The sequence below is a fragment of the Desulfospira joergensenii DSM 10085 genome (genome assembly GCF_000420085.1).
Classification (GTDB): Bacteria; Desulfobacterota; Desulfobacteria; order Desulfobacterales; family Desulfobacteraceae; genus Desulfospira; species Desulfospira joergensenii.
In genome coordinates this window covers 728,944-745,851 of record NZ_ATUG01000001.1, presented here as the reverse complement: position 1 = coordinate 745,851, position 16,908 = coordinate 728,944, and the positions used below count along the sequence as shown (strand labels likewise).

Here is a 16,908-nt window from a genome sequence, read left to right as displayed (position 1 = left end):
AATACCGGGTGACAAAAAATACAAAAACATATGGGGAAAACCTTCCCCCGGTGGAGCCGGCAGAGAGCCGGGCAGACAACACCCCGGGCCTTTCCCGATCCCGGGTCCGGCTGGTCCCCCTGTCCCGCACCATTATCACCCATCTCTTTGTTTTGTTTGCCTCTTTAATCGTGGGGATTACCCTGATTACCAACAAGTATCTGACCCGGAAGATGGAGATTCAATTCCATGATCAGCTCCACGAGTATATTATCCAGCGCGGGAACCGGGAGAGTGAACTCTTCCGCCTGGCCAAGGACAACCTGATCCGGCTGAAAAACGAGTTCTGTTTTCAATACGAAAATGATCCGAGAACCGACTTTGCCCCCTGGTTTGATTCCCATATGGAGAAGCAGGAGAGCGGAGCCCTCGGGTCTCCCCGGGAATATTTTGACGGGGTATGGACCGGGGAGGGGATCTTTGAACACGGCATGGCTATGTCCGCGGAACCCCACGTGGAGATCACCGGGGAAATCAAACGGCAGATGGGCATCCTCCACGGTCTGATCCTGAAATACGGGCCGGCCTGGCGCTCCCGATTCGTAAACCTCTGGTTTGTGGGGGCAAAGGGTGTCTCCTTAAGTTATTGGCCGGACATCCGGCCGGCAACCCGGATTTCAGGCGATTTTAAAGGCAGGGAAAGCGACTGGTTCTCAAAGACCGATAAAAAGAATAACCCCGGCCGGCGCATCGTATGGACCGGTCTCTATTTTGATTCCCTTGCCGGACAATGGATGATATCTGCAGCATTGCCCATTGATGTTCAAGGAAAACAGATCGGGACCATTGGCACGGACATCGAATGCGGTGATTTTTTTAACCGCAACCTGAGCGACAGTGCCGTATCCTCTTACAGCATCATCCTGGACCGGGAGGGATACATCATTGTTCATCCCTATAAGATCGCCGAGACCATATCCAGCCGGAATCCCAAGTACAGTGTAGACCTGGCAAAGGATGCCAGCCTTTCTTCCCTCTATGAAAAGATCAGATCCGTGTCTGCTTTCCCGGCCATCATCGACAGCAATGAAAATGATGAACTCATTGCCGTGACAAAGATAGAGGGGCCGGACTGGTACCTTGCCTCGGTCTATTACAAGGCCATGTTTCAGGATCAGATCATGACCGATGTCCTCTTTACCCTGGCCCTTGGACTGGGCTCTCTCATGGCGGCCCTGTCCATCATATACCTGGTGGTCCGGAAAAATATTTCCCGTCCCCTGGGGGTACTGACCCGGGCGGCGGAAAATTTTAATGCCCTTTCCAGGGAAAAAAGCCATGAGATCGGGGCCCTGGCCCATCTGGAGTCCCTGGGGACCCGGTCCGATGAATTCGGTCTCCTGACCCGGACCTTTATCAGGGCAGGGGGGCGATTGAAAAAAAACTACCAGGACCTTGAAAATGCCAGGCTCAACCTGGAAGACCAGGTGGCCTCCCGGACGCGGGACCTTGTCCGGGCGAAAAAGGCCGCGGAAACGGCCAACCGGGATAAAAGCATGTTTCTGGCAAACATGTCCCATGAACTGAGAACCCCCTTGAACGTCATCCTCGGCTTCAGCCGTTTCATGGAACGGGATGCCTCGCTTACAAAGGATCAATGTGAAAGCCTGAGATGTATCCAGCAGAGCGGCGACCAGCTCCTGGCTCTCATCAACGATGTCCTTGATCTGTCGAAAATTGAAAACCAAAAAGCCTATTTCAGCCCTGAAAACTTTGATCTGTTTGATTTTCTGGAAAAGATTGCCGCCATGTTTCAACAGCGGGCCGCTGAAAAACAGCTGGTCTTCACCCTTGAAAAAGATGGGGAAGGCCCCCGATACGTCCAGACGGATAAGGTCAAATTAAGACAGGTGATGATCAATCTGCTGGGCAATGCCATCAAGTACACGGATGAGGGAAAGGTGACCATCCGGGCATACCGGGTCGAGGCACATCTGGAACCCCTGCCCTGGGACAGGGGCGGCATCCGGGACCATACTCCGGATGCATGGATCCGGTTTGAAATCAGGGATACGGGCAGGGGGATCGATCCCGGGGATGCGAATCTCATATTCAACCGGTTTGCCCGGGCAGAGCGCAGCGCCTCCGGGGTGACCGGAACGGGCCTGGGACTGACCATCAGCCGCCATTTTGTCCGGATCATGGGGGGGGATCTAAAGGTAAAAAGCGAGCCGGGCAGGGGATCGACCTTTTTCTTTGACCTGCCCGTGGGGATTGCCGAACCCAGGGAGATTCCGGTCCAGGACACCCGTCCCTGGCCCGTGGGACTGGCCCCGGGCCAGGGACCCTATTCGATCCTCCTGGCCGAAGACCATGAACAGAGCCGGATTATTTTGAAAAAGCTGCTCACCTCCCTGGGATTTACCATTCATACGGCCGAAGACGGTCGAAAAGCCGTTGAAAAATTTTTCAGCCTCAGCCCCGACCTGGTTCTCATGGATATCCGGATGCCTGTGATGGACGGCCTGGCCGCCGCAAAAAAGATAAAATCCGCCGCAGCCGGACTGCATATCCCGGTGATTGCCCTGACTGCCCATGCCTTTGAAGGGGAACGGGTTCAGATCCTTTCGGCCGGGTTTGACGATTTTATCCGGAAACCATTGGACGAAACCAAACTCTTTGACAAGCTGGTCCGCCACCTGGGGGTCACCTTTGCCTATGAAGAGGATTCTGCCGGAAAACAGGATGAATCCCCGGGGAGTTTTGATCCTGACAAAGTGGCCCTGCTGCCCCGGGGAATCCTGGCCGAATTAAAGACCGCCTCTGCAGAGCTGAACCAGCAACTTACCCTTGCCTGCATTGAAAGGATAAAAAAGAGAGACCGGTCAACGGCAGAGGGCCTGGCCTGTCTGGCCAATGAATTCAAGTTTGAAGAGATCCTGGCCATGATAAAAGGACCTGAAAAATGAAAATCGATCAAAGCATTTCAGACACCCTGGTCCCCGGCGACCACACCATTATGATTATCGATGACAGCCTGGAAAGCCTGAAACTGCTCACCGGTATCCTGGCGGACCAGGGATTCGGCGTCAGACAGGCCCGGAGCGGATCCCTTGCCCTGAAGGCCGTTGAAAAGAAGCTGCCCGATCTCATCATCCTCGATATCCGGATGCCGGAAATGGACGGATTTGAGGTCTGCCGGAAATTTAAAAAAAATCCTGAAACCCGGGAGGTTCCCATTATCTTCATCAGCGCCCTGGGCGGATCCATTGAAAAAACCCAGGCTTTCAGGGCAGGGGGGATTGACTATATTACCAAGCCTTTCCAGGCCCTGGAGGTCCTGGCCCGGGTGAAACTCCACCTGGCCCTGACCCGGATGAAGCAGAACCTGGAAGAACTGGTTCACCGGCGCACCATCAAGCTGGAAGAGTCCAATACCGCCCTCAAGGTCCTTCTGGAACACCGGCGCACGGAAAGGGAAAAGCTTGAGGAAAACGTGGTCAGCCAGATCAATTCCCTGATCCTGCCCACCCTGAAACGGCTGAATCAAACCGGTCTGACCCTTCAGCAAAAGGCCCTGGCCGATGTAATCGGTTCCAACCTGGAGGAAATCACATCCGGGTTTTCCTCCAGGCTTTTTCAAAAGGCAGCCGGCATCACCCCCAGGGAGATGGAGGTGGCCGCCCTGATCAAGATGGGAAAAACCAACGTGGAAATTTCAGATGTCCTTCATATTTCCGAGCCGGCGGTTTCCTTTCACCGACAAAACCTGAGAAAAAAACTGGGGCTGATCGGTAAAAAAATCAATCTGGCCGTCTATCTCAATGACATCACCCTGAAATAGGCGCCTGGAAAACAGATCTGCCTTTCTGCAGATTTGTCCACACCTATAGTTTTTACCTGTATATATTCTATGGTTTCCCTGTATTTACTTTTACGGCCCGGCCCTTTATCGTATGGACTGGGGCCCGGCCCTTTATCGTATGGACTGGAATGATGGGTGAATTCCCGTTGATTTTGTGGATTTTACAAAGAAATAAAGGATAAGGAGAGGTGTTCATGCCCCGAAAAGATCTATTGCTCCGGGTGGAAGGCCTGGAAAAACGATTTGGGGGGATTGTGGCCGTATCCGATTATACCCTCTCCCTGGGGGAAAACGAGCTAATGGGGTTGATCGGTCCCAATGGAGCCGGCAAAACCACGGTGTTCAACATGCTTTCCGGGATTTTAAAGCCCAGCCGGGGCCGCATATTCCTCAATGGGGAAGAGATTACCTCTTTTTCTCCTTCCCAGACGGCCAAGGCCGGGATTGCCAGGACCTTTCAGAACATCCGGCTGTTCAAGGACCTAAGTGTGCTGGACAATATCAAGGTGGCCTTTCACATGCACCAGGGCCGAAACCTTTTCCATACCCTCTGCCATACAAAGAAATTCTGCCGGACGGAAGAAAAGATCGACCGGGAGGCCAGGGGGTTTGGGCAGATGATGGGTCTTGGGGACCTCCTGGATGAACCGGCCAAAAACCTTCCCTATGGAGACCAGCGCAGAATGGAAATCGCCCGGGCCCTGGCCGCACGGCCAAAGGTACTTCTACTGGATGAACCGGCCGCCGGCATGAACCACCAGGAGACCGCCGACCTCATGGAGATCATCCGGAAAATCCATTCAGATTATTCCATGAGTATCCTGGTGGTGGAACATGACATGCACATGGTCATGAACCTCTGCCGGAGAATCCAGGTTTTAAACCAGGGCCGGCTCCTTGCCCAGGGAACCCCCGGAGAAATCCAGGAGTCCCCCGAGGTGATCAAGGCCTATCTGGGAGCCCCAAAGGAAAAAACAGATGCTGAGTGTTGAAAACATTGACGTGTACCGGGGAAAGACCCATGTGCTCAGAAAACTGAGCCTCTCTGTGGACCAGGGGGAAATCGTCGCCCTGGTGGGGGCCAATGGTGCCGGCAAGACCACCACCCTGAGAACCGTATCCGGACTGCTCCATCCCGCCCGGGGCAGGATAGACTACACACCGGAAAAGGGGAAAGAGCCCCTTGAGATCACGGGAATGGCCCCGGAGCAGATCGTTCAGGCCGGGATCTCCCATTGTCCGGAGGGCAGGGGCATCTTTTCCCAGCTCTCGGTGAAAGAGAATTTGCTCATCGGCGCCTATCTCCGGTCGGATAAGGGGATTCAAAAAGACCTGGACATGGTGTTTGACATGTTTCCCATCCTGGAAAAACGGGAAAACCAGGCAGGCGGGGTGCTGTCCGGAGGCGAACAGATGATGCTGGCCTTAGGAAGGGCCCTCATGAGCCGGCCCAGGCTTCTGATTCTGGATGAGCCTTCCCTGGGCCTGGCCCCCCTTGCCATTGAAATTATCTTTAACATGATCCAGACCATTAACGCACAGGGGGTGACCATCCTGATTGTCGAACAGAATGCCGTAATGGCCCTTGAGCTGTCCAGCCGGGCCTATGTGATTGAGACCGGCCGGGTGCTGCTTTCGGGATCCAGCCGCGATCTTGCCTGTGACCCCGGGGTCCAAAAAGCTTTTCTGGGAGGGAAATAATGGATTCAGGGTATCTCATACAGCAACTGGTCAACGGATTGATACTGGGCAGCATGTACGCCCTTGTGGCCATTGGATTCTCCATGATTTACGGCATTGTCCGCCTCATCAATTTTGCCCACGGGGATATCGTGATGATCGGGGCCTTTACCACCCTGGCCCTCATGGAAGCCTCCAATATCATCCCCTTTCCCGTGGTGGCCCTGTTCGTGGTCCTGGTGGGCTGCGGCGCGGGAATCCTCATTGAAAGGATCTCTTTCCGGCCCATGCGGGGGGCCCCCCAGGTGACCGGATTCATCGCCTCCCTGGGCATTTCCGTCATGCTCCAGAACATCGGGATTCTCACCATGAGCGCCCAGCCCAGGAACTTCACCTTTCCCAAATACATGCAGACCCTGATCCAGGTGGGGCCGGCCAGTTTCCGGGTGGTGGACCTGGTGATTTTTCTGGGTGCGGTTTTTCTCATGGCTGCCCTGATCTTCATGGTACGGAAGACAAAGCTGGGGATCGCCATGAGGGCCACGGCGGAAAACCTGGACGTGGCAAGACTCATGGGAATCAATATCAACAGGACCATCATGGCCACCTTTGCCATTGGCAGCGGCCTGGCCGGGATCGCCGGGCTGATGTGGGGGGGCAAATTCGGGCAGATCGATCCCCTCATGGGGTATATCCCCGGGCTCAAATCTTTTGTGGCAGCGGTCATCGGCGGTGTGGGATCGATTCCCGGGGCCATCCTGGGCGGATTTGTCCTGGGGATCAGCGAGGTGGCCTTTGTGGGGCTCTTGCCCCCAATCTATTCCTCATACCGGGATGCATTTGTCTTCGGCACCCTGATCCTGATTCTCATTGTCCTGCCCAACGGGCTTCTGGGAAAAGATATGGAGGAAAGGGCATGATAAACTCCAAGCGACCCCTTTACAGCCTCGGCATCTTTATTACGGCCCTTGCCCTATGTGCCTTTTGCGTGGATTCCTTTACCAATGATTATTTTATCGCCATTGTCTGCTTTGCCGGCATCAATATCGTTCTGGCCGTGAGCCTCAACCTGACCAATGGATTCACCGGCCTCTTTTCCCTGGGCCATCCCGCCTTCATGGCCATCGGCGGATATACCACGGCTCTGTTAACCTTTTCCCCGGACAAAAAGCCCTTGTTTCTGCCGGATCTTCCCCTTTGGATGGTCCCGATCCATGTCCCGTTTTTTCCGGCCCTGGTTGCCGGGGGATGTCTGGCCTCCCTGGTGGCTCTTTTGATCGGAAGTTCGGTCCTCCGCCTCAAGGGCCATTACCTGGCCGTGGCCACCATGGGATTTCTCATCATCGTCCAGGTCCTGCTCAACAATTCCGAATCCGTCACCCGGGGACCCCTGGGACTCAACGGGCTGGAAGACTTCACCAATCTATACTGGGTGGCTGCCTGGGTGGCCTTTACCATTTATTTTTGCTGGAAAATCAAATTTTCTTCCCTGGGCAGGGCCATGCTGGCCATGCGGGAAGATGAAATGGCGGCCAATTCCCTGGGGGTGGATCTCTTTGCCATGCGCAATTTCGCCCTGGTATCGGGGGCTTTCTTTGCCGGGATCGCCGGGGGATTATGGGCCCATCTCATCACCGCGGTGACCCCGGGTTCCTTTTCCCTGATCATGTCCTTCAACCTTGTGGTCATGGTGGTGGTGGGCGGTACCGGGAGCATTACAGGATCTGCCCTGGCCGCGGTTTTCTTTACCCTGATCAACGAAGCCTTCCGTCCTCTGGAGGAAAACTTCGGTATTTACGGGGTGGGTGAGATCGTCACCTCCCTGGTTCTTATCTCAATTCTGATTTTTAGGCCCAGCGGTATGTTCGGCAGCAGCGAACCCGGATTTATCCTGGGCAGACATAAACCCCAAACCGGTAATTAAGGAGATTGTAAGATGAAAAAATGTGTAAAGCTTGTTGTTATGGTCCTCATGTCCATGGCTCTTGTATCCCCCTGTTTCGGTGCCGAACCCATTAAAATCGGTGCCCTGTACAGCCTGACCGGAGGCATGTCCTCCATTGACACCCCCTCCCTTCGCGGCGCCCAGCTTGCCGTAAAACTCATCAATGAAAAGGGCGGACTCCTGGACGGCCGGATGATCGAACTGATCTCCGTGGATGCGAAAACCGACCAGAAAGCCGCAGCCATCGGCGCCAAAAAGCTTCTCAGCAAAGGGGTCATCGCAGGCATCGGCCACTCCGACCCTGCCTTTGTTCTGCCCTCTGCTCCCCGGTTCCAGAAAAAGGGGATTCCCTTTGTGACCTCCGGCGCCACCCTTCCCACCCTTCCCAAGATGATCGGGGACTGCATGTTCATGGTTCCCTTTGGGGATGACGACCAGTCCTTTGCCATTGCCGACTACTCTTTTAAATCCCTGGGGGTAAAGAACTTTGTCGTGTGGACCGACAATTCCATGGACTTTACCAAGACCCTTTCCCGGTTCTACAAACAGCGGGCCAAGGAGCTGGGCATGAACCTGGTTCTGGAAGATTTCTTCATGATGGGGGACAAGGATTTTTCCGCCCAGATCGCAAGGCTCAAAAACGCCTCTCCCAAGCCTGACGCCATTTTCATTTCCTCCATTCCCAACGAGGCCGGCCTGACCACCAAGCAGATCCGGGAAAACGGACTCACCCTTCCCATTGTCAGCGGTGACGGATTTGATACCGAGCTCATCGTCTCTGTCCCTGGAAAGGAACTGGCCAATGACATCTACTTTTCCACCCACACCTACCGGGCGGATTCCCGGCCCGAGGTCACCGAATTTGTGGAAAACTATAAAAAAGAGTATGGGGTTCCCCCGGAAAATGCCTTTGCCCCCCTGGGCTACGATGCCATTGATCTGATTGCCGACGCCATCACAAGGGCCGGTTCAGCCGATCCCAAGGCATTGAAGGAAAGCCTGGCCAAGACCATGGGCTTCAAGGCCGTCACCGGTGAAATCTCCTATACCCGCCCCAGCGGAGTCCCGGTCAAAGGGGTCTCCATCATCAGCGTGAAAAAAGGGGAGTACAATGTGGAAGAAGTCTGGTTTCCCGAGTCAAAATAAACAGGAACAGCCCTGGAAAAGGAGATTTTGATGAAAACGGTTAAACTTGAAGAACTCAACGAGCATTCTTTTCAGGAAGCAGGGGTTGACAAGGTGATTCTGGCCATTGGATCCACGGAAAGCCATGGGGCCCATCTGCCCTTTGGATGCGACTCCCTGGTCAGCTACGATCTTGCCCTTTCCATTGCTTCCCGGCTGGAACATACCGTGGTGGCGCCCCCTTTATGGTTCGGCATGAGCGCCCATTACCGGCACAAACCCATGTGTATCACCCTGTCCGATGAAACCCTGATCAAGGTGGTGGGTGAGATGCTTGAATCCATTATCCACTGGGGCATCAACAAGGTATTAATCATCAACGGCCATGACGGCAATATTGCCCCCATTGAAATTGCCGCCCGGAAGGTCAAGGTCAAGTATCCGGACTTTAACCTGGCCGTCCTGGACGCCTGGTGGGTCACCGCAGGAAACCTGGTGCCCGAAGATACCTTTGAGGTATGGGACGGACTGGGCCACGGCGGGGAAGGGGAGACCTCCATCGGACTTGCCATGTTCCCGGAACTCTGTGATATGAGCCGGGCCAGGGGCATGATCCCGGAGATGGACAGCAACGTGAAGCTGGTCTGGAATTTTTCCGAACTCACCGACCTGGGGGCCAGCGGAGCCCCGGAAAAGGCCACTCCGGAAAAGGGGGAGAAGATGAAAACCGCCCTTGTGGATTATCTTGTGGATTTTGTTACCCGCATGGACGCCCAGGGATGGAGATACCTTAAAAAATAAAATGCAGACCCAAGGCCGGACCCGGGATTTTTTCCGGGTCCGGCCCATGGCTCACATTTTTTTTATCCCCCGGCTGCATCTGCCCGTCAACGGTCAGATGCGGCCGGGCTTTTTTATCTTGGGAACGTTTTCCCCCGAATATCTCAGTCCGGGATATCCCCGGCCCCGGACAGCCTTGATCTATTCAGGAAAAATCCCCGGGCCCGTGCCACTCGAAAATTAGGAGAGAGGCTTTGCGAGTGCGGGAACACGGACCCAGGGAATTCGGCTAATTCAGAAAGCGCGGCTTTGTATGGGACGGGTCTCCCGATCCTTCCTGGGAAAGATCCATTTTAAAAGAATGATAAATGATCTCGGTGTCGTAAAAAGCCGCTGTTTTTTCAAACATATCTTCCAGTTTTTTCTTGATTTCGCACCGTTCTCCCGGGGGGGACTGGAAAGCCCAGAAGGTTCCGTCCCTGAAGTTGACCGTTCCCTTGGATGAAAATTCTTCGGGTGTTTCTTTGATTAAAGATCCAACCACTTCGATCTCCTTGGTCCGGATCATGAACATTTCCTCAATGGTTTTTTGATTCGGTTCAATCATGTGTATTCCTTCTGGGTTGTTGTTAAACACCTCCCTGCCTTCACCAGGACTGAACGCCGGCATAAAAAAAGCCCTTCAAGCTGTTTTTGCTTGAAAGGCTGCACCCAGTTTACTTGGGCCTTTCCACTTTACCGCCGGATCCCTGTAACGCCGCAGGGCATCAGCAATTCTTTAAGGCAGGTTTTCTGACTTTCGGATCATTCTAATGTCTGCGCCTTCCCGATTCGATTCATCGAACAGTGGCTTTTTGCAGAGTTCGTCCCCGATCACAGCGGCGGGACCGCTCCCGATTCCAACGGGATTCCCTATTAAGCCCAAAATGAGCACCTTGAAAAGGATTATTCAATGGATCAGATGGAAAGTCAAGGTGAAATCCTTTTTTTATCAATGAACCGGCCCGTGGGCGGAAAAATAATCCAGGGAAGAATATAGTAGACGGTTAAATACCAATATGTTCCCAGGAAATTCAGGCCGTGGCCGAGAAAGATCCCGGCATATAAGAGATCATAAACAAACAAAGGGACGGAAATATAAAATGCCCACCACAGGGAAGCGGTAAAGGCCCGGCCCGGTCTTGCCTTTTTTACACTCAGATAGATGATGAACCAGATCGGCGGTAAAATAATGAGATCAAAGAAGATCATGGTCCGGGTGGAGTACTGCTGGTAATAATCCGGAAGCCCGGCTGCCCAGAATAGGAGCCATGCCGTTGTGACCAGGATGAAAATCCGAAGATGATTATGGGGTTTCATGGGTTTTCCTTCGTTCCGGCATGATCCTCTTTTTCGATTAATTTGTTATAAAGTCAGGCATTATCAGGGTGTTCCCTTTAGATCCTAGTCTGACAGATAATATTCAATGGTGGATACCACGCGGACCTTTTTGATATGGGGATTGTTTTTATCCCGGGCATTTATGCTGAACTGGCCCTGGGACGCCCTTTTTATCTTTCCCAGCCGGCTCTGGGAATCCGAGGCAAACTTCTGGGCGACCTCCCTGGCTTTTCTCGTGGCTTCCTCAATCATTTCAGGCTTGATTTCATTGAGCCGGGTAAAGAGATATTCCGTCTGCGACTGATAGTTGCCCCCGGTAAATACAATGCCCTGCTTTCCAAGCTCGGACAGGGAGCCCATCACAGCCCGAACCGCCGGAATGTTTTTGGAATATACGGTCACGGTCTGGGAAGCGGTGTATCGGAATTCAGGCCGGGCGTTGCTGCCGTATTGCTGGGCGGATTTATCCGTAATGGCCGGAGCTGCAAAACTGATCTCTTCGGGGAGAATGGCATTTTTACCGAGGAATGCCTTGATCTTTGAGGTGTTGTTTTCCATGGATCCGTACAGCGTCTCCAGATCATTGCCGGCTGCGGTAAACTGAATGGGCCATATGACAATATCCGCATCATATTCCCGTTCGGACAATCCCTTTACCGTGACGCTCCGGTCATATCGTTTATATTCTATGGCCGCCTTGCCCAGCAGAAAACCCAGTGATGATAATCCAATGAATAAAAAGGCCCCCAATATAAAAGCACTTGCCCTGCTGTTCTGTTGCACGAGAATCTCCTTTTGTTGTATCGGTTCAAACTCTGCGGTTTTCCCGCCCCTTTTTTGATCGGTCCAGTTAAAATATTATGCCACCCGGCTACAGCCCCGACCTGTCCAACAAGGGTTTTTCATAGATATCGCTCTCTGCCGGGTAGCGAAGGTTCTTGAGGCCATTTTGTTTTGCCAGAGCCCAGAGAATGCTTTCCCCTGCCGGCAGCCCCGCCGGCCGCATAGCGTAAACCGGGTCCCCGTATGCCTCTTCCGGAGAGATGAATACCCAGCCCTTTGATTTGAACATAAGGATGATGTCAGGCAGAAAAGCAGCGTTGATTGCGTTGGTATGCAGAAGAAGAACGTGATTTGTGCTCCGGTTGTGGATCTGTTGGGATAAAGAATCGTAGTAAACGGCGCGGTTCCACAGATGGTTTAGATAGGCAATGCAAAAGGGTGACGGATCCCCGTCCGGATGCCTCTTTTTCCAGGCCAGATAGCGATTGTTGTAATACCAGTCACTGGCATCAATGCTCACCGCTCCTGATTGGTATCCATGGTCTGCCAGCCAGTTTCTGAATCCATCCCGTTTTGACAGGGTTTCTCCCTCTTTAAGGTATGGGAAACGCAGACGTTTGGTCCAACCGGGCATGTCCTTTAACAAGGTTTCGCTTTTTTGGGTTTCCATGATGAATTGTTTCAGCGTTGTCTTTTCCGAGCAGAAATTGAGATGGGAATAGGTATGGTTGGCAACTGCGTGACCTGCCTTTCCCCAGTCTCTCACCAGCCTGAGACCGGCAGGACTGTCGACCCGTTTTCCTGTAGGGAACAGAATTGACTTGATCCGGGCTTTTGACAAGGCTTTCAAAATCGATGCGGACCACGAAGATGCCAGGGGCTGCTTCCGGGGATCAAAGCCGTCATCAAAGGAGAGGGCGATACTCTGGGCCTGACTATACAAAGGCAGCCAAAGCAATATAAGGATTAAGAATATGATTAATCCGGAACCATTTAATTTTTTATCCATAACATAGATTACGCGTTTCATTTTTCCTTTTCCCGAAACTCTGTTTCTTCGGCCCCGTCCAGCGGCGGACATAGGGTGCATCGGTCTCTACCGCAGCACATACTCCCCCGGGCTATTTGCAGACGGGCTTTGAGGCTGCCAATTTCATGATCACAGTCCATACTCCTGCCGGATTGAATCCCCCGTCCTTAAAATCAGTAAAACCAAAATCCATATACAGCTTTCTTGCAGGATTTCCCTGGGGGACGGATTTATCAAAGGTCTGTACAAATATGCTTTTTTTCTGATCCAGTCTGCCCAGGGCAAACTCAATCAATTTCCGGCCGAATCCCATTTTGCGATACGCTTGTGAAACGGCAAGCCAGGCGATTTCATTTGACTCTTTTGAAATGACAATCCCCCCTTTTACCCCCTGATTATTTCCATCCCGATCCAATCCAATACAAAACGCCCTGTTTTCGGAAATCGCCTGGTGTAATGCTTTTTGGAAGCCGGGTTCATCGGCCATGGGACCAAATAAAGGCTCCACCTCCCTTGCCAGAGCCAGCCACGCCTCCCAATCCGTCAATTCTGAATCATAAACATCCATATTTTACACCTTCAACAAAAGGATTCATTTTTTTTTAAAAACCCCGGGCAGTGGCTTTACCGCCTGGACAGGAAAGCCTGATTCGTCTGCAAGCTCCTGAAGATTTTTGATCCGTTCCACTGCTTCGGGATGGCTGCTGAAATAATGTCCGATCAAATTATATTTTTCCTTATCTCCGGGTGCCATGGCATTGAAAAATTCAGAAGCCCCGCCCACATGGCCGTAAAAACAATCCAGCACCTCCAATGCCTTCTCATCTGCCAGCCCCTCCCGGGTCTGGGAATAGTGAGCCGTATTCAGGTTCACCGCCGGGGTAAAGAACCGGGTAAGGTCTGATCCGGCCCCCGTGATCAGGGCAGCCGCGGCAGTGATAAGGATTCCCCGGCCCATGCCCCGCAGATGATCCCTGTTTTTAAAATGGGCCAGTTCATGGGCAAGGACAAAGGCAAGGCCGTTTTCCGATTTTACCTTATCCAGGAGCCCCTTAAACACGAGGATCCGGCCCCCGGGCAAGGCCATGGCATTGGCTGTTCTGGAATCAATCAGATAAACCCTTAAGGGATAGGTAATATGAATGCATGGGCTTAAGGCCTTCACCATGGACTGGAGTTCTGCCTGTTGGGGATCCGAGTCCCGGACCGCCTCTTTTCCCGAGGGACTGAAAGCCGAGAATATCTTCCCCTCCATCTCCGGTGAGATATAATTCACTGCCCGGTCAACCAGAAGACCCGATACCCAGAACAGGGCCAGGAGAAAAAGAGTGATCCCGGAAAACAATAAGATAAATTCTCTGACCGGCCGGTCATGGGAGACATTATCATTCTTCCGGGGCAGGGCGGGCTTATATTCCATCATATCAATCTAAAAAATAAATTGCCGTCCCATAGGCCAGGACTTCAACCGAGCCCACCTGGTTCTTTTTCCCCTTGGTGATGGAAGAGGTCTCCAGGCGCAGGTTGATGATCATGTCCGCATCGGGACAGGATTCCTTCATCCTCAGAACCGCCTCGCGTCTGGCCCGGTCCACCAGGGTTTCATAGGACTGGACATTGCCCCCGAAGAAATTTCTAAGCTTGGCCAGTATCCGTTTAAAATAATCCACCGATACAACCATACTGCCGTTGACAAGCTCGCATTGACCCACTTTCCGGCAATCATCCCCAATCTTTTTTCTGGAAGTCGTGGGAAGGGTCAATAAGAGTTCTTCACGCTCCAGAATGGAGCGGTAATGTCTTTTTTCCGCATATCGGCCGAAAGAATAGCCCAGGAACAATAAAACAACAAATATAATGAGTTGTTCCATGGATTTACTCCACTGTCACGGCGGTGCCGTAGACATAGATCTCTGCAGCACCGGCAGCCACGGAAGAAGTTGAAAAACGGACATTCACAATGGCATTGGCCCCCATCTGCTCTGCCTGGGATTTCATCCGGTTAATGGCCTCATCCCGGGTTTCCTGGAGAAGGTCTGTATATCCTTTCAATTCTCCGCCGAAAATATTCTTGATCCCGGCCATGAGATCTTTCCCCACATGCTTGGCCCGGACCGTACTCCCGGAAACCACACCGTAAAAGGCCGTAATTTTTTTCCCTGGAATCTCTTCCGTGTTCGTGAGCAGCATCTTCTTCTTCCTCCTGGTTCAGGTTCATTGGGTGATGATTATACCAGCATCATTTTCTCAAAGGCAATGGAAACATCCGCTCAGATCCGTCCAGATTCTTTGATTCCTTAAGATGTGTACCCCTGATCCCCTTCAAGATCAATGGTTTTTCCCTGCCAAGGCTTCAAAGGATGCTTTGGCTTCCGGGGAAAATTCATGGAATTGATTCAGCTTTTCACAGGGCCCGTCATCACAGACCGAACAATTATCCACTGATTTTGCCATGCCGCACTTTCTGACTTCACAGGTATTGCAATAGCCGATGAGCCTCTCCCCGGAAGAAAGACACCCGTCACAATTGATCTCTTCGGGTTTTAAATTTAATCCGTATTTTTCCGCCAGGAACTTTGCCGTCTCTTCTCTTGCTTTGTCATCATCGTTCAGAGTGGCCAGGAAGGTCGGGCAGCTTGAACAGACAAGGCCGCAATATGCAATCATCTCTTCCATACGTAATCCTCCTTTTTGATTTGTGTTGTCCGTCAAGATTCAGGGGCTGCCGGAGAACGGCACAATCTCTGAATCCGGGTTAATTTTGGGGCTTTCTGCACCAGAACGCAAAATGTTTCCCCTCTTGCGCCGGTTCATCCCCTTTCAGACGACCCGCCGTTGAGATCTCTTCAAATCCGGCTTCCGCCAGAAGAGGGGGGATCTCATTCACGCCGTACATCCGCTCCTTTTCGGCAAATTTGATGATCTTATCGGTTTCAGGATAGATAAACCAGCAATGCTCATGGAAATAGATCTCATCCGCCCATTTTTCCGTAAGGGCAAAACAATCGGATAACTGCCGCCAGTTCCTTACCTTTTCCGAAGGGGGAACCTTGGGCTTTCCCGCCACATTGGCCACAAACCATGCCCCCGGCTTCAGGGACCTGAAAATCCTGGAAAAATCCTGAACCGCCTCGGAAGGGGAAAGCTGCCCCGGGCAGTAAGAGCCGGCCCAGGCCAGATCAAAATCTTCGGATTCATCCAGGTCTGAACACTTCATCTGCCGGAGTTTTACAAAATCCCGGTTCTCTTCCGTATTCTCGCGTGCAATTTCCAGATATCGGTCCCCCGGATCAAAGGCCAGAACCTGAAAGCCTTTTTGGGCAAAAGCCGAGGCATGGTAGCCCAGGCCGCATCCGATATCCAATACCTGGCCGGGGGGCTGGATGCCGGAAATCGAAAGAACCCTTTCCACCATTTTCCCGGAAATCTCAGGAGTATTGAAAAGCCAGTCCCGGTAATATTTTAAAAGGAGTTCCTGGATAACCGGGTTATACCAGGACCATTGGATTTCTGTGGTTTTCATGTTTAACCTTTAAAGAATTCCCGCAGCTGAATTGCCGGGAATGCCTTCTTTTACCGGCGGTTCTTTTTGCGCACCGCTGCAAAAGCCTTGTTATGGTTTCTATTTTTCCATAATAGCAGAATATGTTGCGAGTATCTCTTTTGTATTAGAGTTGATGATTTTGAGGGAGATCGGCAAACTGTCGCCCAAACCATGAGAAGGGGTTGAGCAAGTCTTGATAAAGTCCCCAGCCCGATGTAAGGCGACCCGGCCGTTCAGCAGTCCGCCAATCGATCCCTCCAGCTCAAATTCGATATCTTTCTCGAGGTTCTGAATAATTTGGCCATGATATTTATCAATGTTTTTAATTGTAAAAATACGTATAGCTTGAAAATCATTTGATATAATTGCTGCTTCGCCTTTGCCGAAGTACTTCTTGTTTAACCATGTGCATTTCAAATGGGACGGGCCTAAACAGGGTTCACATTGTTTGAATATGGAAAACTGCCCTGCAAAGCCTCCATCTATTTGAAGCCTCAATATCATTTCCGTTTCATTGTATACAACCTGAGTGTCGTCCCTGCTTCTGCATTTTACGGTGAGCCCGCAAAGTGCATTTGATTCTTCCGGAAGACAATCGTACCACCAATTTATAATTTTATATAAAAGAACACGGTTGTTCCCGATGTGGTAGGTTTCAGAACAATGTCCAGCATGATCAATTATGAGGCAGCATGATATGATAATTATATACAACGGTAGCCACTTCATAAGCATATTGCTATTTTCCCACATGTTTTGCTTATAATCGCGGTGCTGACCGGCGCAGCCGCCGGGAA

The 16,908-nt window shown here is 52.0% G+C and carries 19 protein-coding genes and 1 riboswitch; of the genes, 8 read left to right on the top strand and 11 right to left on the bottom strand.

Annotation, left to right across the window (positions count from 1 at the left end; all coding sequences use genetic code 11):
• The first annotated feature begins 8 nt into the window (after nt 1-8).
• The 8 genes from F608_RS0103765 (at nt 9) to F608_RS0103730 (ending at nt 9,395) form a co-directional block, all read left to right on the top strand.
• Nucleotides 9-2,948, top strand: a complete 2,940-nt coding sequence (locus tag F608_RS0103765; RefSeq protein WP_022664281.1) for a hybrid sensor histidine kinase/response regulator — start codon at nt 9-11, stop codon at nt 2,946-2,948.
• Complete coding sequence (locus F608_RS34365) at nt 2,945-3,823, top strand: response regulator (protein WP_022664280.1); 879 nt, start codon at nt 2,945-2,947, stop codon at nt 3,821-3,823. The genes F608_RS0103765 and F608_RS34365 overlap by 4 nt, the downstream gene beginning before the upstream one ends.
• A 215-nt stretch (nt 3,824-4,038) precedes the next feature.
• Entirely contained in the window at nt 4,039-4,836 is a 798-nt protein-coding gene (locus tag F608_RS0103755; protein WP_022664279.1) for an ABC transporter ATP-binding protein, read from the top strand.
• Nucleotides 4,823-5,545: an ABC transporter ATP-binding protein gene (locus F608_RS0103750; RefSeq protein WP_022664278.1), complete on the top strand. Its 723-nt coding sequence runs from the start codon at nt 4,823-4,825 to the stop codon at nt 5,543-5,545. Before F608_RS0103755 ends, F608_RS0103750 begins: the two co-directional genes overlap by 14 nt.
• Nucleotides 5,545-6,444: a branched-chain amino acid ABC transporter permease gene (locus tag F608_RS0103745; protein ID WP_022664277.1), complete on the top strand. Its 900-nt coding sequence runs from the start codon at nt 5,545-5,547 to the stop codon at nt 6,442-6,444. The genes F608_RS0103750 and F608_RS0103745 overlap by 1 nt, the downstream gene beginning before the upstream one ends.
• Complete coding sequence (locus F608_RS30605; protein WP_022664276.1) at nt 6,441-7,448, top strand: branched-chain amino acid ABC transporter permease; 1,008 nt, start codon at nt 6,441-6,443, stop codon at nt 7,446-7,448. Before F608_RS0103745 ends, F608_RS30605 begins: the two co-directional genes overlap by 4 nt.
• Nucleotides 7,449-7,460: 12 nt before the next feature.
• On the top strand, nt 7,461-8,615 hold the full coding sequence (locus F608_RS0103735) for an ABC transporter substrate-binding protein (RefSeq protein WP_022664275.1): 1,155 nt from the start codon (nt 7,461-7,463) through the stop codon (nt 8,613-8,615).
• Nucleotides 8,616-8,645: 30 nt separating this feature from the next.
• On the top strand, nt 8,646-9,395 hold the full coding sequence (locus F608_RS0103730) for a creatininase family protein (protein ID WP_027362444.1): 750 nt from the start codon (nt 8,646-8,648) through the stop codon (nt 9,393-9,395).
• 268 nt (nt 9,396-9,663) lie between these two features.
• On the opposite strand, the gene F608_RS0103720 is transcribed toward F608_RS0103730, so the two are convergent.
• From F608_RS0103720 to F608_RS0103670, 11 genes are all read right to left on the bottom strand, one after another.
• Nucleotides 9,664-9,981 carry a hypothetical protein gene (locus F608_RS0103720; protein ID WP_022664272.1) on the bottom strand — a complete coding sequence of 106 codons (318 nt, stop codon included), beginning with the start codon at nt 9,979-9,981 and terminating at the stop codon, nt 9,664-9,666.
• Between the two features lie 158 nt (nt 9,982-10,139).
• A riboswitch (cobalamin riboswitch) is annotated at nt 10,140-10,327 on the bottom strand.
• Between the two features lie 16 nt (nt 10,328-10,343).
• The gene (locus F608_RS34360; protein ID WP_022664271.1) at nt 10,344-10,733 is read right to left on the bottom strand and encodes a hypothetical protein; all 390 of its coding nucleotides are present in this window, start codon (nt 10,731-10,733) and stop codon (nt 10,344-10,346) included.
• A gap of 84 nt (nt 10,734-10,817) precedes the next feature.
• Nucleotides 10,818-11,537, bottom strand: a complete 720-nt coding sequence (locus tag F608_RS0103710; RefSeq protein ID WP_022664270.1) for an SIMPL domain-containing protein — start codon at nt 11,535-11,537, stop codon at nt 10,818-10,820.
• 88 nt (nt 11,538-11,625) lie between these two features.
• Nucleotides 11,626-12,567 carry a polysaccharide deacetylase family protein gene (locus F608_RS0103705; RefSeq protein WP_022664269.1) on the bottom strand — a complete coding sequence of 314 codons (942 nt, stop codon included), beginning with the start codon at nt 12,565-12,567 and terminating at the stop codon, nt 11,626-11,628.
• Between the two features lie 91 nt (nt 12,568-12,658).
• On the bottom strand, nt 12,659-13,135 hold the full coding sequence (locus F608_RS34355) for a GNAT family N-acetyltransferase (protein WP_022664268.1): 477 nt from the start codon (nt 13,133-13,135) through the stop codon (nt 12,659-12,661).
• Between the two features lie 24 nt (nt 13,136-13,159).
• Nucleotides 13,160-13,987 (bottom strand): M48 family metallopeptidase, encoded by an 828-nt coding sequence (locus F608_RS30590; RefSeq protein ID WP_208599513.1) that lies wholly within the window; start codon nt 13,985-13,987, stop codon nt 13,160-13,162.
• Between the two features lie 4 nt (nt 13,988-13,991).
• Complete coding sequence (locus F608_RS0103690; protein ID WP_022664266.1) at nt 13,992-14,438, bottom strand: YbjQ family protein; 447 nt, start codon at nt 14,436-14,438, stop codon at nt 13,992-13,994.
• Nucleotides 14,439-14,442: 4 nt separating this feature from the next.
• Nucleotides 14,443-14,757, bottom strand: a complete 315-nt coding sequence (locus F608_RS0103685; RefSeq protein ID WP_022664265.1) for a YbjQ family protein — start codon at nt 14,755-14,757, stop codon at nt 14,443-14,445.
• Nucleotides 14,758-14,895: 138 nt separating this feature from the next.
• Complete coding sequence (locus tag F608_RS0103680) at nt 14,896-15,243, bottom strand: DUF3795 domain-containing protein (protein ID WP_022664264.1); 348 nt, start codon at nt 15,241-15,243, stop codon at nt 14,896-14,898.
• A 79-nt stretch (nt 15,244-15,322) separates the two neighbouring features.
• Nucleotides 15,323-16,090, bottom strand: a complete 768-nt coding sequence (locus F608_RS0103675; RefSeq protein ID WP_022664263.1) for a class I SAM-dependent methyltransferase — start codon at nt 16,088-16,090, stop codon at nt 15,323-15,325.
• 99 nt (nt 16,091-16,189) lie between these two features.
• Nucleotides 16,190-16,846, bottom strand: a complete 657-nt coding sequence (locus tag F608_RS0103670; RefSeq protein WP_027362442.1) for a hypothetical protein — start codon at nt 16,844-16,846, stop codon at nt 16,190-16,192.
• Nucleotides 16,847-16,908 lie beyond the last annotated feature (62 nt).

Bases quoted from the DNA above. Each gene is read 5' to 3' on its own strand.
- F608_RS0103675 (WP_022664263.1), bottom strand. From the start codon at position 16,090: ATGAAAACCACAGAAATCCAATGGTCCTGGTATAACCCGGTTATCCAG.
- F608_RS0103750 (WP_022664278.1), top strand. From the start codon at position 4,823: ATGCTGAGTGTTGAAAACATTGACGTGTACCGGGGAAAGACCCATGTG.
- F608_RS0103685 (WP_022664265.1), bottom strand. From the start codon at position 14,757: ATGCTGCTCACGAACACGGAAGAGATTCCAGGGAAAAAAATTACGGCC.
- F608_RS34355 (WP_022664268.1), bottom strand. From the start codon at position 13,135: ATGGATGTTTATGATTCAGAATTGACGGATTGGGAGGCGTGGCTGGCT.
- F608_RS30605 (WP_022664276.1), top strand. From the start codon at position 6,441: ATGATAAACTCCAAGCGACCCCTTTACAGCCTCGGCATCTTTATTACG.
- F608_RS30590 (WP_208599513.1), bottom strand. From the start codon at position 13,987: ATGGAATATAAGCCCGCCCTGCCCCGGAAGAATGATAATGTCTCCCAT.
- F608_RS34365 (WP_022664280.1), top strand. From the start codon at position 2,945: ATGAAAATCGATCAAAGCATTTCAGACACCCTGGTCCCCGGCGACCAC.
- F608_RS0103730 (WP_027362444.1), top strand. From the start codon at position 8,646: ATGAAAACGGTTAAACTTGAAGAACTCAACGAGCATTCTTTTCAGGAA.
- F608_RS0103755 (WP_022664279.1), top strand. From the start codon at position 4,039: ATGCCCCGAAAAGATCTATTGCTCCGGGTGGAAGGCCTGGAAAAACGA.
- F608_RS0103720 (WP_022664272.1), bottom strand. From the start codon at position 9,981: ATGATTGAACCGAATCAAAAAACCATTGAGGAAATGTTCATGATCCGG.
- F608_RS0103705 (WP_022664269.1), bottom strand. From the start codon at position 12,567: ATGAAACGCGTAATCTATGTTATGGATAAAAAATTAAATGGTTCCGGA.
- F608_RS0103735 (WP_022664275.1), top strand. From the start codon at position 7,461: ATGAAAAAATGTGTAAAGCTTGTTGTTATGGTCCTCATGTCCATGGCT.
- F608_RS34360 (WP_022664271.1), bottom strand. From the start codon at position 10,733: ATGAAACCCCATAATCATCTTCGGATTTTCATCCTGGTCACAACGGCA.
- F608_RS0103670 (WP_027362442.1), bottom strand. From the start codon at position 16,846: ATGCTTATGAAGTGGCTACCGTTGTATATAATTATCATATCATGCTGC.
- F608_RS0103680 (WP_022664264.1), bottom strand. From the start codon at position 15,243: ATGGAAGAGATGATTGCATATTGCGGCCTTGTCTGTTCAAGCTGCCCG.
- F608_RS0103690 (WP_022664266.1), bottom strand. From the start codon at position 14,438: ATGGAACAACTCATTATATTTGTTGTTTTATTGTTCCTGGGCTATTCT.
- F608_RS0103745 (WP_022664277.1), top strand. From the start codon at position 5,545: ATGGATTCAGGGTATCTCATACAGCAACTGGTCAACGGATTGATACTG.